We start from the raw sequence: 16,494 nt of genomic DNA on the forward strand, positions 1-16,494 counted from the left end.
AGTTACAACATACTTGTGTTTATAGCACAATCACCGGGATTCGGCCACTGTGCGAATAATCGTCAGGAGGGCAAAACAATATGGTGGTAAATCGGCCAGTGGAAAGAAAATTTCGCGCCGCCCAGTTCGCTCTGCGCGCAACTGACTTCGCCGCCGAAGGCCTGCGCGATGGAATGCACAATCGCCAGCCCTAACCCGCAGCCGCCGGTCGCGCGGTCGCGGCTGGGATCGAGGCGAACAAAGGGTTCAAACACGCGTTCGCGCTCTTCGGGCGCAATACCGGGGCCATCATCTTCGACGATCATGCAGGCTTGTGCACCTTCGCGTTGTAAGGTGACTTTTACCGTTTGCTGGCTGTAGCGCAGGGCGTTATTCACCAGATTATCCAGAACTCGCTCCATCAGACGCATATCCAGCGCGCCATAATCTTCACCCGGCGTTGTTGTCAGTAAAAAGGTGTACTGTGGGTTCATGCTGCGCGCATCGTCAAGGTAACTGCTGAACCACGCGGGCAGATCCGGTGAGGTGAGTTTCAGCTCGGTCTGCGGGCGATCGAGACGGGCGTATGTCAGCAACTCTTCTATCAGCGCTTCCAGTTGCCCGATATCGCGATTTAACGCCGCATGCTCGGTTTCGCTGAGGTTTTCACTCATCTCCAGCCGGTAACGCAGCCTGACCAGCGGCGTGCGCAGTTCGTGAGCTATGCCGTCTATAAGATGCTTTTTACTGGCGATCAGCGCATTGATATTGTCCGCCATCTGGTTAAAGGCGATGCCGAGCCGTTCAAAACTCGAGGCACTGTCAAAATGAATGCGCTCTTCTAAATGCCCCTCGCCGAAGCGTTGTGCTGCTGATTCAAGCCGCAACATCTCCTGCCAGTGCGGGCGCATCCAGATAAATACCGGGAAGGCGAGAGAGATAGCAATCAGCGCCATCAAACCCATATCCAGCAGCCGCGTTTCATGCAGGAAAAAGAGATACGGTACCGGGCCGACCGCCAAAACATAATGGCTGCGGGGAATACGCTGGATAAAGGTGTATTCCGAATCAAGTGCCACGATATCGCCTTCACGCAGCCGCTGTGCCGGGCGCGGTTCCAGCGTGTATTTGCTCATCGGCTCAATGCGCAGATTAAACGACAGATTGAGATCCAGCTCCTTCAGAGTTCTGGCCCATTGGTTGGGCGGGATCTCGCGCAGCTCGCTACGCATCAGGTAGAGCGAGCTTTTCATCAGGTCGTCAAGGGACTGGCGACCAGCGCGCTCGGCGGTGAATTTATAAACCAGACCCACCAGCATCGTCATGACCAGAAAGCAGACGAACAGCAAAAGGTAAAACTGGACGAACAGCTTTTTCATAGCGACACCTGGTTGTGCGTTTTAGTTGTCCCACGCATGCGGGGCGAACAGATAGCCTTTGTTGCGAACGGTTTTAATCCGGTAGGGTTCCGTTGCGCTGTCGAGCAATTTTTTACGCAGGCGGGAAATCGCCACATCAACGCTGCGATCCATGCCATCGTAGCTTACACCACGCAAGTTCTTCAGCAGCGCATCGCGGTCCATAATCTGTCCGGCGTGGGTCGCTAATTCCCAGAGCAATTCGAAATCGGCGGTGGAGAGGGCAACTTGTTGCCCGGCCAGCATCACCTGGCGGTTAACCGGATCGATAGACAAGGTGCCAAAGCTGATCGTCTTATGTTGTTTCAGCGAGGGCGTGGCGGGTTCGGCGACGGTATTCACACTGCTGCGCTGGCGCAAATGCAAACGCAGTCGCGCCAGCAATACGGCAGGCGGCGTGGTTTTCAGAATGTAGTCGTTGGCGCCCATCTCCAGTGAAAGAATGTGGTTCATATCACTGTCCAGCGAGGTGAGCAGCACAATCGGGCCGTTCCACTGGTTACGCAGGTCGCGACACAAGGTCATGCCATCTTTACCGGGCAGCATGATATCCAGCAGCACCAGTTCGGGTTTTTCGCGGGCGATCACCTCTTCGGCGCGATCGCCACGGGGTTCGACAATGACGTCCATATCGTGTTTGCCCAGATAAGCGGCAATCAGTGCGCCCACTTCCGGGTCATCTTCCACAAAAACGATCTTATTCATAAGCCATCGCGATTGTTCAAAAACGTCAACATACACCGCCTTGCTATAAGCTGCCATTAATCTTTTCTAAACGAAGAGGCTTCCGTTATGCTGTAGGTCATTGTTGTTGCAGTGATAAAGGGAAAATCATGGGGTTGGTGATTAAAGCGGCTATCGGGGCGCTGGTGGTGGTGTTGATTGGTCTGTTAGCCAAAACAAAAAATTACTATATCGCCGGGCTAATCCCGTTATTCCCGACTTTCGCGCTGATTGCGCACTATATTGTCGCCACCGAGCGTGGCATTGAGGCGCTGCGCACCACGATCGTGTTCGGCATGTGGGCGATTATTCCCTATTTTATCTATTTACTGTCGCTCTGGTATTTCACCGGTTTTATGCGGGTCTGGCCGGCGCTGGGCTGTGCGGTTATTTGCTGGAGCCTCAGCGCCTGGTTGTTAATTTATTGCTGGAGTCGCCTGCACTAGCGCATCAGCATCCAGGTGGCTGGAACGGCGGCAATTAACAAGGCGCCAATCAGCGCTTTTTCATGCTGCTTGAGCATTTCCGTCATTTCATGTGTGCGACGGGCGTACATAAACACCAGCAGACCCGGTGCGTAAAGCACCACCGACAGCAATAAATGCATCGGACCGGATGCGTACAGTAGCCACAAGCCATATACGCAAGCGCCAATCGCCACCGCCTGGTGCAAGGGACGCTGCGCGATTTTCCACAGGAACGCGCCGACAAGGAAATAGGGCACCAGAATCATCTCTGACGCAATGGTCAGCAACGTGTTGTAATCCGAACCGGTGAGCCAAATAAGCACCAGGCAAACCTGCACGCTGATATTGGTCAGCCATAAAGAGGCAGCAGGCGCGTTGTTTTTATTCTGTCGCGCGAAAATTTTCGGGAACGCTTTATGCGTTGCGGCCAGTAACGGCACTTCCGCCGCCATAATCGTCCAGCTCAGGTACGCGCCGCAGACGGAGACAATCAAACCCGCCGCAATAATGACTTCGCCCCAGCTCCCCAGCAGTTTCACCATCAGGCCGGCCATCGACGGATTACGCATTTCCGCGAGTTCCGGGCGGGCAACAACGCCGAGCGAAAGCAGGGTAACCAGCAGATAGACGGTCAGCGCCGCCAGCACTGCGAGCAGTGTGGCGCGGCCAACATCATGCTTATTGCGTGCCCTGGCAGAAACCACAACCGCGCCTTCGACACCAATAAATACCCACAGGGTAATCAGCATGGTGTTTTTCACCTGCTCCCACACCGGAACGCCCAGCGCGATGCCGCTGAAATCAAGGCGGAACTTGTCGAGGTTAAAGGCCAGCGCCGCCAGCACAATAAACAGCCCGAGCGGCACCAGTTTCGCTAGCGTCGCGGCCAGATTGATACTCGCAGCGGTTTGTACGCCGCGCAGAACCAGCGCATGCACAATCCACAATAACGCGGATGCGCCTACAATCGCCTGCCAGGTGTTGCCATCGCCAAACAAGCGCAACGATGGCGTGTCGGTAAAGAAACTCAGGGCGGAAAAGACGATTACCAGATAAGAGACGTTAGCGATAACCGCGCACAGCCAGTAGCCCCAGGCCGAACAAAAGCCAATCAGCTCCCCAAAACCTTCGCGGGCGTAAGTGAATATGCCGCCATCCAGATCCGGGCGAATACGGGTCAGGATCAGCATGGCAAAGGCGAGCAATAAAATCCCCGCCCCGGTGATCATCCAGCCAATGATCAGTGCCGCCGGGCTGGCAACTTCCGCCATATTTTGCGGCAGGCTGAAAACGCCAGCGCCCAGCATCGAGCTTAAAACCAGCGCAGTTAATGCGCTAAGGCCAAGTTTCTTTTCCATGGTTATCCTGTCAAAAAAGCAACTAATCCAGAATAATTATTTTGCCGTGGCGCATAAATATGGTGGATATCACTAAGGCGCGGGATTTTACGGAGAGTCGACGGGCCATGCAATGAGGTGGCACGACAATTTTACGAAAAAGGGTAAAAAAATAAAAAAGGCGGCCGTAGCCGCCTGATTCATAAATGCAGATTATTTATACAGATCGGCGCTGATGGTCATGTTGTTGCCGCTTTCTGACCACTGGCGGGTGATGTGATAGTACTTAGCACCTTTTTGCGCGGCGCGTTTGGCAACCTGATAAGAGATCTCGGTCATGTTGCCATAGTTGCCGGTGAACTTGATGCTGTCGAAAGGCACCATCTGCGCGGCGGTGATTTTATTCACCTCTTCGACTTTTGTTCCGTCAGGCAGCGTGACACTGTAACGACCACCGGAAGAGGATTGGGTTTCAAAGAAACGACCTACACCGACGCCCGCTGTCGCATCGCTGGCGATGCCTGGGATCTCAACTTTTTTCGCTTCTTCACCGCCTTTTGCCAGCGCGGCGCGGCCAGCATCCGAGTCACGCGGGATAGCATCCGCGCTCTGGATAACGCGTTTTTTCGCGTCTGCTTTATAGATGAAGGCCGTGACGATCTGGTTGCCACCCTGGTTAGCATCAACCTGGCGAACAATAAAGAAAGAGGCTGCGCCTTTCTCTTTAGCAGCTTTAGTTATTGCGTCGTTCACTTCCGGCTGAGTGCGGAAGAAACCCTGAACGGTCACCGTATCGTACGGCTGAAGCGCAATCGCTTGATCTTTAGGTAACTCGGTCACGCCGTTAATAACACGGAAAGCAGGACGCTCCGCTTTTGCGGCGTCAGCCTTGTATAAATCGACCGTGGCGCGCTGGTTGCCGCTGTTGCCCGCGTCGGAGGTATCAACAACGTAAAATGATGCGGCACCTTCTTTATCCGCGCGTTTGGATGCTGCGTTAACGACGTCGCCAATGGCATTAAAACGGCCGGTGATCACGATGCGATCGTAAGGTTTTACCGCTGCCGCTTGCTCCGGTGTTAACTCTGTCGCTGCGTTGGCGGTAAATGCCGTTGCCGAGAGAAGTGCTGACGCCAGGAGGGTGTACTTAAGCTTCATAAAAATAATCCTTCGCCTTGCGCAAACCATAAACTGGTGTTGTTGTTGGGAAAACGTCGGTGATTATTGCATTTAAACAGCGCAACTGTCTGCGTCATTTTTCACTGACTGTGCGGCTGAGGGGGAAATAACGATAACCTTTAGTGATATGTTGAAAAAACAGACGCTTGACCAGCAAAACCGATAAAGGTTATGACTTTTTTAAGTTAATACATTGTTAAAAAGCGAATCTGCACCGGAGATTAATCGTGTTTTGCCGCTTCGCTTGAGCGGAATATCGGCCTTTATGCGGGAATTTAAGGCAAATAAGCTTGCCTGCGGCCTCCGACAGTTAATTTTCACGGATAAATGCATAATTTCTCTTTTCCGGCTGTGGATCACAGGCGTTATTTTCAGTAGGTTATAGAAAGTTTGTTACTGTTTTATTTTCCGCAGCGTTGCGTAAATAACCGCGCCGGAACCACTGACAAACCATCATCTAAAACCGATGGAAGGGAAAACTATGCGTATTGGTGTACCTAAAGAACGGTTGGCCAATGAAACCCGCGTTGCTGCGACGCCGAAAACGGTCGAGCAACTGCTTAAACTGGGTTTTACCGTCGCGATTGAAAGCGGCGCGGGCAAGCTGGCAAGTTTCGATGACGATGCGTTCGTCCAGTCCGGGGCGACGATTGTCGATGGGAGCAACGTCTGGCACTCGGACGTTATCCTCAAAGTTAACGCACCGAACGACGAAGAGATCGCGCTGCTTAATCCAGGCACGACGCTGGTGAGTTTTATCTGGCCTGCGCAAAATCCGGCATTAATGGAGAAGCTGGCCGCGCGTAACATTACCGTGATGGCAATGGATTCCGTGCCGCGTATCTCACGTGCTCAGTCGCTGGATGCGCTGAGCTCAATGGCCAACATCGCGGGATATCGTGCGATTGTTGAAGCGGCGCATGAATTCGGCCGTTTCTTTACCGGGCAGATCACGGCGGCGGGCAAAGTACCTCCGGCGAAAGTGATGGTGATTGGCGCGGGCGTTGCCGGTCTGGCGGCGATTGGCGCGGCTAACAGCCTTGGAGCCATTGTGCGTGCGTTCGACACGCGCCCTGAAGTCAAAGAGCAGGTGCAGAGTATGGGCGCCGAGTTCCTGGAGCTGGATTTCCAGGAAGAAGCGGGCAGCGGCGACGGTTATGCGAAAGTGATGTCCGAAGCCTTTATCAAAGCAGAAATGGAACTCTTCGCAGCCCAGGCGAAAGATGTCGACATTATTGTCACCACGGCGCTTATTCCGGGGAAACCCGCACCGAAGCTGATCACCCGTGAAATGGTTGACTCCATGAAACCGGGCAGCGTTATTGTTGACCTTGCTGCGCAAAACGGCGGCAACTGCGAATACACGGTACCGAACGAGGTCAGCACCACCGGCAATGGTGTGAAAGTGATCGGTTATACCGATTTACCAGGCCGTTTGCCTACGCAGTCTTCCCAGCTTTATGGCACCAACCTTGTTAACCTGCTGAAATTGCTGTGCGTTGAAAAAGACGGCAACGTGGTTGTCGATTTTGATGACGTAGTGGTTCGTGGGGTTACCGTGGTTCGCGAGGGTGAAGTTACCTGGCCTGCACCACCGATTCAGGTTTCTGCACAGCCGCAAGCTGCGCCAAAAGCGGCTGCGGCACCAAAAGAAGAGGCCAAACCGGCTTCGCCGTGGCGGAAATATGCCTTTATGGCACTGGCGATCATTCTGTTTGGCTGGCTTGCGGATGTTGCGCCAAAAGAGTTCCTCGGTCACTTTACCGTTTTCGCTCTGGCTTGCGTGGTCGGTTACTACGTGGTGTGGAACGTCTCGCATGCGCTGCACACGCCTTTGATGTCGGTGACGAACGCCATTTCCGGCATAATCGTTGTCGGCGCGCTGTTGCAGATTGGGCACGGCGGCTGGGTCAGCTTCTTGAGTTTTATTGCGGTACTGATTGCCAGCATTAATATTTTTGGTGGTTTCACCGTCACTCAGCGCATGCTGAAAATGTTCCGGAAGAACTAAGGGGTAACAGATGTCTGGAGGATTAGTTACAGCTGCATACATTGTTGCCGCGATCCTGTTTATTTTCAGCCTGGCGGGACTTTCTAAACACGAAACGTCCCAGCAGGGGAATAACTTTGGTATCGCCGGGATGGCGATTGCGCTGATTGCAACCATCTTTGGCCCGGACACCGGCAATGTCGCCTGGATTTTAGTGGCGATGATTATCGGCGGCGCGATTGGTATTCGCCTGGCGAAGAAAGTTGAAATGACCGAAATGCCAGAGCTGGTGGCGGTGCTGCACAGCTTCGTCGGCCTGGCTGCGGTACTGGTAGGCTTTAACAGCTATCTTGACCACGAAGTGGGATTGGATCCGGTGCTGGTGAATATTCACCTGACGGAAGTGTTCCTCGGCATCTTTATTGGTGCGGTGACCTTCACCGGTTCTATTGTCGCTTTCGGTAAACTGCGCGGGAAGATCTCTTCTAAGCCGCTGATGCTGCCGCATCGCCACAAACTGAACCTGGCGGCGTTAGTGGTTTCTTTCGTGCTGCTGCTGGTGTTTGTGCGCACTGAAAGCGTCGGTCTGCAAGTGTTGGCGCTGTTGGTGATGACGATGATTGCGCTGGTGTTTGGCTGGCATCTGGTGGCCTCTATCGGCGGTGCGGATATGCCGGTTGTGGTTTCCATGCTGAACTCCTATTCCGGTTGGGCGGCAGCGGCGGCGGGCTTTATGCTCAGCAATGACCTGCTGATCGTGACCGGTGCGCTGGTCGGTTCTTCCGGTGCGATCCTCTCTTACATTATGTGTAAGGCGATGAACCGCTCCTTTATCAGCGTGATTGCCGGTGGTTTTGGTACTGACGGCTCCTCAACCGGTAGTGATGAAGAAGCGGGCGAGCACCGTGAAATCAATGCCGAAGAGACTGCAGAGCTGCTGAAAAACTCGCATTCGGTCATCATCACCCCAGGCTACGGCATGGCGGTAGCGCAGGCGCAGTATCCGGTGGCGGAAATCACTGAGAAACTGCGCGCGCGCGGCGTGAAGGTGCGTTTCGGTATTCACCCGGTTGCCGGACGTTTGCCGGGCCATATGAACGTGCTGCTGGCGGAAGCGAAAGTGCCGTACGACATCGTGCTGGAAATGGACGAAATCAACGATGATTTCGCCGACACCGACACCGTGCTGGTTATCGGTGCGAACGACACGGTTAACCCGGCGGCGCAGGATGATCCGAAGAGCCCGATCGCAGGTATGCCGGTGCTGGAAGTGTGGAAAGCGCAGAACGTGATTGTGTTCAAGCGTTCCATGAACACTGGTTACGCGGGCGTGCAAAACCCCTTGTTCTTCAAAGAGAACACGCAGATGCTGTTTGGCGATGCCAAAGCCAGCGTCGACGCTATCCTCAAAGCGCTGTAAATCGTACAGATTGAAAAACCGCTCTTCGGAGCGGTTTTTTTTGGTCCGCGTAGACGAAAGCAGAGTGTCTATACTTTTATCTTCATGTTTTTTATGAGGAGGAAGGATGACGTTTTTGTCACGTTTTGACTTTATATCCATATTGATGCTGCCATCATTCTGGATTGGTCTTGCCACGGTGGTTATCGTTACGCTGGTTGTCTACTGGCTGTTCACCTACTTACTGAATATGGTGCTGAAAGGCGCGCGCAACTGGAGTGAAAAGCAGGAGGGCGTCGGCAGGCTGCAGCATGTTGTAGTGGATATGCTCAGACGCACCAGCAAATTCCTGCTCTTTGTGGCGGCGTTACTCTTCAGCCTGCGGTTTGTCGATCTCCCCGATCACCTGTTTAACACGCTCGGGCACGCCTGGTTTTTAGTGCTGGCGATCCAAATCGCCCTCTGGCTTGATCAGGGCGTGGTGTCGTGGATGCGTCACTTGATGTTCTCGCCCAATACCAGTAAAAACCCGGTCACTATGGTCATCGCTGGTCTGCTGCTGCGCATGATGCTGTGGACGATGATGTTGTTATCGATTCTGGCGAATGTCGGGGTCAACATTACCGCGCTGGTCGCCAGTCTTGGCGTGGGCGGTATCGCCATTGCGCTGGCGGTACAAACCATTCTCAGCGATGTTTTTGCCTCACTTTCTATCGGTTTTGATAAACCTTTCGAGATTGGTGACTTTGTCGTTTTCGGCGACGTTGCCGGCACCATTGAGCATATTGGCCTGAAAACAACGCGTATCCGTAGCCTGAGCGGGGAGCAGATTGTCTGCGGTAACGCCATCCTGCTTCAGCAAACGCTTCATAACTACAAACGTATGCAGACCCGGCGCATCGTCTTCACTTTTGGTCTGGCGCTCACAACGCCGCCGGAGAAACTGCGTAAAGTCGGCGAGATGGTGCGTAGCATCATCACTGATGTTGGCAACACGCGTTTTGACCGTGCTCATTTCCTCGGGTTTGGTACCGATCGGCTGAATTTTGAAGTGGTGCATATCGTCAATTCGGCAGACTACAACACCTACATGGATATCCAGCAAGAAATCAATATCCGCATCATGGAGCATCTGGCCGCAGAGGAGATTGAACTGGCACTGCCGTGCGTAGTGGTGAAAGGGGGAGTGGCTGTTGAAACGCCGCCCGCAGAGCCACAGGGGGAACAAACGGCTGTATAAAAAAACCCGCCTTGCGGCGGGTTGCTTGTTTAGTCGTCTTCTTCGTCGTCCAGCTCGACAGGTGTCTGGTATTCATCCGGTTTAATGACCAGCAGATCGCAACGCAGATGATCAATAACCTGCTCGGCGGTGTTGCCAAGGAAGGCGGCGGAGATCCCGGTGCGCCCGATGGTGCCAAGCACGACAATCCCTGCCTGCAGGTGTTCAGCCAGATCCGGGATCACCTCTTCAGGTAACCCTTTTTCCACATGCGTGAGTTTTTCATCGATGCCAAATTTCTGCCGCAACGCTTTCATCGCCAGCAAGTGCTGACCGCGAATGGCGTCGTTGTACACGCTGGGATCAAATTCCGGCAGTTCAATCGCGATGTTGATAGGCGTCACCGGATAAGCGCCAACGAGATGCACTTCGGTGTGGTTTACCTGTTCGGCCAGATGCAGCGTCTCTTTGACCAGCTTTTCATTCAGCGAGTTGTGGTAAATCTCTTCGCTGGCGAGATTGACTGCGACCACTGCACGCCCGGCTTCTGGCCAGGGTTGGTCTTTCACCATCCACACCGGGCACGGGCATTTACGCAGCAGATGCCAGTCGGTCGGGGTAAAAATAACGGATTCCAGTTTGTCATGCTGGTGGGTCATCTTCAGCAGTAAATCGTGTCCACCAGCCAGAACTTCCTGAATGATGGCTTCGAAGGGACGATTGTGCCAGACCACTTTGATTTCGATTGGCACACCCGCGTCGATATAGTATTTCGCCTGCTCGCGGATCCACGCGGTGCGCTGGCTGATGACGCCCTGGCGCATTGCGGTTCGCTCGTCAGGGGACAGAAGGGTGGTCATTTCGTAAGAGAAGTCATAGATAGGCAAAAACGCTTTAATGCGGCCGCCAATCCGTTGATGCAAATACACAGCACGTCGTAACGCTGGCTGATCGTCCTGATTGGGATCGATGGCGACCAACATATTCTGATACTTAGCCATACAGGGTCTCCTTACATCTGTCACCACAGTCTGTCAGTAAAAGATAACCCATAAGTGCTGAATGAAACAGGGGAAAGCCTTCGCCAGATCAATAAATCAGATAAATTTAATGCCCTGGCAAAGGTGAGATCAAGCGGGGGAAAACTCAGGCAACGTTACGCGCATGACCAGCCAATTGCGCCAGCATGTCACTATTTTCAATGGTGATATATTTCCCTTTCACCGCCAGCATGCCGCTCTTCTGGAAGCGGCCTAACAGACGGCTGATGGTTTCCACCGTCAGGCCCAGATAGTTGCCGATATCGCCACGCGTCATCGTCAGGCGGAATTCACGCGGGGAGAAACCACGCTGTGCAAAACGGCGTGAGAGGTTATAAATAAACGCCGCCAGGCGCTCTTCTGCATTTTTCTTCGAAAGCAGCAGGATCATATCCTGATCGCCTTTGATCTCGCCGCTCATCAAACGCATCATCTGCTGACGCAGGTTGGGCATTTTACCCGAGAGGTCATCCAGCGTTTCAAAGGGGATTTCACAGACCATTGATGTTTCAAGCGCCTGTGCGAAGCTCGGGTGATGACCTGTACCGATGGCATCAAAGCCCACCAAATCGCCCGCCAGATGGAAACCGGTGATCTGCTCGTCGCCCTGTTCGGTAATGGTGTAGCTTTTGATCGTACCGGAGCGGATAGCGTAAAGCGATTTCAATTCATCCCCGGCTTTGAACAAGGTCTGACCTTTCTGGATGGGCTTTTTACGCTCAATGATGTTATCGAGCTGATCCAGCTCATGTTCATTCAGAGTAAAGGGGATGCAAAGCTGGCTAATGCTGCAATCCTGGCAATGGATTGCACAACCGCCAGACTGAATGCGTCGTATAATTCGCTTTTCCGGGATCATAGGTCTGCTCAACGCCGTAATTGATATTGGTCAATTTTAACAGCTTTTTACTGGGCGCGTAAGCCCGGTAAAACGTCAATTCACGATTAATAAAACGGGAGGCAGAAATGAAAAGAGATGATATTGCACCATCTCTTTGAAATTCCATCATTTCGCTAAGGTTTTTACCACAAAAGAGGGTGAAAAGAACGCTAAATATGCGTTTTTTCTCACAATAGAAGGTACCCTTCATGGCGTAGCAACCACTCTTTTCGCTGCACGCCGCCCGCATATCCCGTCATCGTGCCATTACTGCCGATAACGCGATGGCAGGGCACGACAATACTCACCGGATTTGAACCATTCGCTGCGCCGACCGCGCGTGCGGCACCTGCACGACCCAGTTTTATCGCCAGTTGACCATAATGCATTACCTGGCCACAGGGGATGGTGCGTAGCGCTTGCCATACTTCGCGCTGAAAAGGTGTGCCACCAGTCGCCGTCGGCAGGGTTTCAATTACGGCTAAATCGCCGTCAAAATAGTCCTGCAGTTTTTGGCTTAAGCCGCCCGGATTATGCGCTGCCACTCGTTGGTAACCCTCCCGACGATAGTGAATATTCAGTAACTCAACCATTCGATCGCTGTGTTCTTCCCATTCAACCGCGCGAAGCTGGAATTGCTCATCGCACAGAACCCAAAGCGGGCCAAGCGGTGTGGAAATAGTATCTTCAAGTAAAGTCAGCATCTGGCATCCTTTTCAGTGGTCAACGGCGCCAATTTACCAAACGTACAGCGATGCTGCTATACCCCGAAAGGGACTATATTCTGGATAAAGAAATAAGCTGGTGAAATAATAGTCAGCGAAGTATGCATTATTTAATAGATGATATATTGCGCTTATTTCGCGAATAAAAAAATAGAGCCTGCCGACATCCGTCAGGCTCTACAGTACACACAGCAGCGCATCCGTTCGTTATTTTATGCATTTTCATCCTTGCGCGGTAAATATAGTTATAGCGTTCCTGCATCATATTTCCAGTCTGAATTGGTGATTGATTTCACGTTAATTTAACTGAAATTCAGAATATTAATTTTCCTTAAGGTTAAGTTCTAATAGCATTACGAAGAATGATGTTATTGGAATATCGTCCAGCAGAACCAATCGCTATTATCTAAAAACCAATTTAGTACCGGCCATTGTGAGCGCAGGCCCTGCCAGCTATAGTACGGAGGCAGAAGTAGGTGGAGGACTGCCCTATGAACCCTGACGACAAATCGCTTTTCCTTGACGCCATGGAAGATGTCCAACCCCTGAAGCGCAGTGCCGATGTGCACTGGCAACCGAGCCACAATTCGCGCACGTTACAACGCGTCGACACGCTGCAACTCGACAACTTTCTGACCACCGGCTTTCTTGATATCGTGCCGCTTGGCTCACCGCTGGAGTTCAAACGAGAAGGCCTGCAACAAGGTGTGCTTGATAAACTGCGCCAGGGGAAATATGGCCAACAGGCAAGCCTGAACTTACTGCGCCAACCGGTAGAGCAGTGCCGACAAATGGTGTTCCGTTTTATGTATCATGCGCGCCAGGATGGGCTACGCAATGTGCTTATCATTCATGGTAAAGCGCGTGAAGACGGCTCGCATGCGAATATCATTCGGAGTTATCTGGCGCGCTGGCTGCCTGAATTCGATGAGGTTCAGGCGTTTTGCACTGCGTTGCCGCACCATGGCGGAAGTGGTGCTTGCTATGTCGCGATCCGCAAGTCCGAGCAGGCAAAACAGGATAACTGGGAACGGCATGCAAAACGCAGCCGTTGAAGAACGCAGCGGAATCGGGAAATTAGCTTGCGAATGGTAAATAAAAGGCGGGAACCAGACAGGTTCCCGTTGTTTTTTAATCGGCATATTCGGCCGCAATAAGGATTTCACTTTGCTGGCTACCCAGCGCGCTTGAAAGATGTTCTGCCTCCGTACTATTCAGCTCAATTGAAATATCATCCCGCCCATCGTTAAAAGTGATGTGCAGGCATACGCTGCCATTAGGTTTTGTCACGGTGATTTGATTTGGAAACAATGCAATATTCTTTTGACCCATCATTTATACCTCTTCAGTATTCGACTAACTCCCTTTGACCTTCCATCGCTGCCAGTACCCCATCGGCCAGCGCGAACATTTCATCCTCACCAGGATAAATGACGATTTCAGGTGTAATAAAACTGACGCGCTGACGGATAAGTTCGACAATTCTTCTGTTGTAGGCAATGCCGCCGGTAATGATGATGGCATCGACCCATCCCTCCAGTACGGCGGCGCACGAGGCGATCTCTTTGGCTATCTGATAGGCCATCGCTTCCAGAATGTCCCGCGCCTTTTTATTCCCATCCATAATCTGTTGTTCAACATCGCGGATATCCTTGGTGCCGAGATAACCATATACGCCGCCTTCCCCAATCAACTTCTTCTTTAGTTGCGCATAAGTGTACTGCCCTGAAAAACACAGTTTTAATAATTCATAGCTGGGAAGCCGGCCAGCGCGTTCCGGCGAAAATGGCCCATCGCCGCCCAGGGCTGAATTCACATCCACAATACGGCCATCGCGGTGAGCGCCCACGCTGATACCGCCACCTAAATGGGCAACGATCAATTTAAGCGTGGAATAGGGGCGGTTTGTTTCTGTGGCATAACGATGCGCGACTGCCTTTTGATTTAGCGCGTGAAAAGCACCAACGCGTGAAATTTCCGGCACTCCGGATATTTTTGCTATCGGGTCATATTCGTCGACGACGACAGGATCAACGGTATAAGCCATCTCTTCTTTATTTACCGCCCGCGCGAGTTCCCAGGCCAATATGGCTCCCAGGTTAGAAGCATGTTCACCGTTCAGGCCAACACTGGCATCGTGAATATAGTCATCATTAATACGATAAACGCCACTTTGCAAATGACGCACCAGACCACCGCGACCGATAAATATATCAATGTCGTTTAAGCGAAAACCATGCTCCTGCAATATGTCGAGAATTATCTGTTTGCGAAAGGCTTTTTGATCCAAAACCGTGGAAAAAGCCGCCATCTCTTTTTCATCATGGTTAAATGTACGGTAAATAAGCTGCGTGCGGTTGTTATATACCGCAATTTTCGTAGACGTTGAACCTGGATTTACCACCAAAATATACATAATCAGTCCTTGCATTGAGAAATCGCACAAGCAATAGCAAAATATTTTGTTTTAGCGGTGTCCGATCGCGAGGTAAATACCACCGGTTTTGACGTTCCCGTTAGCGTACTTGCGCTCAATGCTCCGCCAAGCTGCATCACCGTTTTATAAAAGACATTGGCGCTGTTGATATCCGGAAGGACGACCAGGTCAATATCGCCGCCAACCTGTGAATGCAACCCTTTATGTCGGCAGGAGTCTTTATTAAACGCCAGATCGATGGACAGCGGACCTTCAACAAGACAGTTATCATAAGTGATGCCACTCAGCGCCGCGGCATCCACGGTAGCGGTGATTGCGGGCGTAATATGCTCAACGGCGGCAATCAGCGCGACTTTGGGCACTGCGATACCAACCTGATGCAGGACATTAACCGACTGGGCAATCATCGTGGCTTTATCTCGTTGATCAGGTGTAATCGTGATGCCAGCGTCGGTGATCGCAAACAGCTTGTGATAATGCGGGCTTTCGATAAAGGCTAATTGCGTGACAAGCCGTGATGCCGCAATGCCAGTCTCTTTATTTAAAATCGCTCGCAGATAAATGGCGCTATCGACCAGTCCTTTCATTAAAATATGCGCTTGCCCGGATTTGACGACTCGCACTGCCTCTTTGCAGGCTTCAGCTTTATCTGGAATATCCACTATTTCTATATGGCTGATATCAAATTTAAGGTTTTCGGCGAGCGAGGTTATTTTATTCCGGCAACCAATCAGAATGGCCTCTGCCAGCCCATCATTTCTGATCCATTTAATGGCTTCGAGTGCATGAGAATCTTCTGCTGCGGCAACGGCAACTATTTTCGGCTTTTTCCTGCGCGCGAGCTCAACAAACGAACTTAATTTTTCAAGCATGATAAAAATCCTGAGTCCCCAATATGGCCTCACCAGACGTATCGCCGGTGAGGTCAGTAATTAACATGTCCTTAATACATATGCTGGCCGCCATTGATGGCGATATTGGAGCCGGTAATAAACCCGGCCTTATCACTGGTCAGATACATGGCAAGTTCGGCGATTTCATCGGCTTCGCCGAGGCGACCAACGGGAATTTGCGCCACAATAGCTTCCAGAACATCGGTGGGGATGGCCTGCATCATTTCGGTGTTGATGTAGCCTGGGGAGATGGTATTAACGGTAATATTTTTACGTGCCACCTCCTGCGCCAGCGCTTTCGTGAAACCATGCACACCCGCTTTGGCGGCCGAATAATTAACCTGGCCAAACTGTCCTTTCTGACCATTTATCGACGATATATTAATGATGCGCCCGCGCTGGTTTGCCAGCATGTTATCCAGAACGGGTTTGGTCATATTGAACATGCTGTTCAGATTGACCTGAATAACCGCATCCCATTGCGATTTATCCATTTTTTTAAAGGTTGCATCGCGGGTAATACCTGCGTTGTTCACCAGAACATCAATATGACCATATTGTTTCAGCAGCGTGCTGACCGCGTCCTGACACTGCGCATAATCGCTGACGTCACAACGAATCGCATCGGCTTTGGCAAACCCTGCTGCGCGCTGGATTTCAATCCACTCTTTCAGGTGATCCGCATCTGTATCAACCGCGATAACCTGGTAATGTTCCAGCAGAAAGCGAAGGCTGATTTTTCCACCAATACCGCGGATCCCACCGGTCACAAGCGCAACTTTACCCATCATCATTTCCTCACGTTAAA

16 protein-coding genes are annotated in these 16,494 nt (G+C 51.9%); 5 read left to right on the forward strand and 11 right to left on the reverse strand.

Annotated features, from left to right (window positions below; all coding sequences use genetic code 11):
* Nucleotides 1-62 precede the first annotated feature (62 nt).
* Nucleotides 63-1,358, reverse strand: a complete 1,296-nt coding sequence (gene rstB, locus ACFX4U_RS01385) for a two-component system sensor histidine kinase RstB (RefSeq protein ID WP_305736219.1) — start codon at nucleotides 1,356-1,358, stop codon at nucleotides 63-65.
* 21 nt (nucleotides 1,359-1,379) lie between these two features.
* On the reverse strand, nucleotides 1,380-2,102 hold the full coding sequence (gene rstA, locus ACFX4U_RS01390) for a two-component system response regulator RstA (protein WP_065370624.1): 723 nt from the start codon (nucleotides 2,100-2,102) through the stop codon (nucleotides 1,380-1,382).
* 128 nt (nucleotides 2,103-2,230) lie between these two features.
* Here rstA and ACFX4U_RS01395 point away from each other — a divergent pair, with 128 nt between their 5' ends.
* Nucleotides 2,231-2,566, forward strand: a complete 336-nt coding sequence (locus ACFX4U_RS01395; protein WP_097402073.1) for a GlpM family protein — start codon at nucleotides 2,231-2,233, stop codon at nucleotides 2,564-2,566.
* Here the strand turns inward: ACFX4U_RS01395 and ACFX4U_RS01400 are convergent.
* Nucleotides 2,563-3,945: an amino acid permease gene (locus tag ACFX4U_RS01400; protein WP_249882043.1), complete on the reverse strand. Its 1,383-nt coding sequence runs from the start codon at nucleotides 3,943-3,945 to the stop codon at nucleotides 2,563-2,565. The two genes, ACFX4U_RS01395 and ACFX4U_RS01400, sit on opposite strands and share 4 nt — an antisense overlap.
* A gap of 192 nt (nucleotides 3,946-4,137) precedes the next feature.
* Nucleotides 4,138-5,082: a DUF1471 family protein YdgH gene (gene ydgH, locus ACFX4U_RS01405; protein ID WP_313507102.1), complete on the reverse strand. Its 945-nt coding sequence runs from the start codon at nucleotides 5,080-5,082 to the stop codon at nucleotides 4,138-4,140.
* Between the two features lie 502 nt (nucleotides 5,083-5,584).
* On the opposite strand from ydgH, the gene pntA reads away from it, so the two are divergent.
* The 3 genes from pntA (at nucleotide 5,585) to ACFX4U_RS01420 (ending at nucleotide 9,732) form a co-directional block, all read left to right on the forward strand.
* Nucleotides 5,585-7,114, forward strand: coding sequence for a Re/Si-specific NAD(P)(+) transhydrogenase subunit alpha (pntA, locus tag ACFX4U_RS01410; RefSeq protein ID WP_313507100.1), 1,530 nt, complete (start codon nucleotides 5,585-5,587; stop codon nucleotides 7,112-7,114).
* 10 nt (nucleotides 7,115-7,124) lie between these two features.
* A complete protein-coding gene (gene pntB / locus ACFX4U_RS01415; RefSeq protein WP_017456639.1) occupies nucleotides 7,125-8,513 on the forward strand; it encodes a Re/Si-specific NAD(P)(+) transhydrogenase subunit beta in 1,389 nt (462 codons plus the stop codon).
* 106 nt (nucleotides 8,514-8,619) lie between these two features.
* Complete coding sequence (locus ACFX4U_RS01420) at nucleotides 8,620-9,732, forward strand: mechanosensitive ion channel family protein (protein WP_200551856.1); 1,113 nt, start codon at nucleotides 8,620-8,622, stop codon at nucleotides 9,730-9,732.
* A gap of 29 nt (nucleotides 9,733-9,761) precedes the next feature.
* On the opposite strand, the gene uspE is transcribed toward ACFX4U_RS01420, so the two are convergent.
* From uspE to ogt, 3 genes are all read right to left on the reverse strand, one after another.
* A complete protein-coding gene (gene uspE / locus ACFX4U_RS01425) occupies nucleotides 9,762-10,712 on the reverse strand; it encodes a universal stress protein UspE (protein WP_017456641.1) in 951 nt (316 codons plus the stop codon).
* 145 nt (nucleotides 10,713-10,857) lie between these two features.
* Nucleotides 10,858-11,610, reverse strand: coding sequence for a fumarate/nitrate reduction transcriptional regulator Fnr (fnr, locus tag ACFX4U_RS01430; protein ID WP_016496244.1), 753 nt, complete (start codon nucleotides 11,608-11,610; stop codon nucleotides 10,858-10,860).
* Between the two features lie 209 nt (nucleotides 11,611-11,819).
* Entirely contained in the window at nucleotides 11,820-12,335 is a 516-nt protein-coding gene (gene ogt, locus ACFX4U_RS01435) for a methylated-DNA--[protein]-cysteine S-methyltransferase (RefSeq protein WP_305736213.1), read from the reverse strand.
* 512 nt (nucleotides 12,336-12,847) lie between these two features.
* On the opposite strand from ogt, the gene smrA reads away from it, so the two are divergent.
* The gene (gene smrA, locus ACFX4U_RS01440; RefSeq protein WP_305736212.1) at nucleotides 12,848-13,411 is read left to right on the forward strand and encodes a DNA endonuclease SmrA; all 564 of its coding nucleotides are present in this window, start codon (nucleotides 12,848-12,850) and stop codon (nucleotides 13,409-13,411) included.
* 76 nt (nucleotides 13,412-13,487) lie between these two features.
* On the opposite strand, the gene ACFX4U_RS01445 is transcribed toward smrA, so the two are convergent.
* The 4 genes from ACFX4U_RS01445 to phbB form a co-directional block, all read right to left on the reverse strand.
* Nucleotides 13,488-13,691 carry a hypothetical protein gene (locus tag ACFX4U_RS01445; RefSeq protein ID WP_305736211.1) on the reverse strand — a complete coding sequence of 68 codons (204 nt, stop codon included), beginning with the start codon at nucleotides 13,689-13,691 and terminating at the stop codon, nucleotides 13,488-13,490.
* A gap of 10 nt (nucleotides 13,692-13,701) precedes the next feature.
* Nucleotides 13,702-14,772 (reverse strand): butyrate kinase, encoded by a 1,071-nt coding sequence (gene buk / locus ACFX4U_RS01450; protein WP_380217639.1) that lies wholly within the window; start codon nucleotides 14,770-14,772, stop codon nucleotides 13,702-13,704.
* A gap of 2 nt (nucleotides 14,773-14,774) precedes the next feature.
* Nucleotides 14,775-15,665: a phosphate acyltransferase gene (locus ACFX4U_RS01455; protein WP_313507097.1), complete on the reverse strand. Its 891-nt coding sequence runs from the start codon at nucleotides 15,663-15,665 to the stop codon at nucleotides 14,775-14,777.
* A gap of 71 nt (nucleotides 15,666-15,736) precedes the next feature.
* Entirely contained in the window at nucleotides 15,737-16,474 is a 738-nt protein-coding gene (gene phbB / locus ACFX4U_RS01460) for an acetoacetyl-CoA reductase (protein WP_313507096.1), read from the reverse strand.
* Nucleotides 16,475-16,494 lie beyond the last annotated feature (20 nt).

The organism is Kosakonia sp. YIM B13588, assembly GCF_042788165.1.
Lineage (GTDB): Bacteria > Pseudomonadota > Gammaproteobacteria > Enterobacterales > Enterobacteriaceae > Kosakonia > Kosakonia sacchari.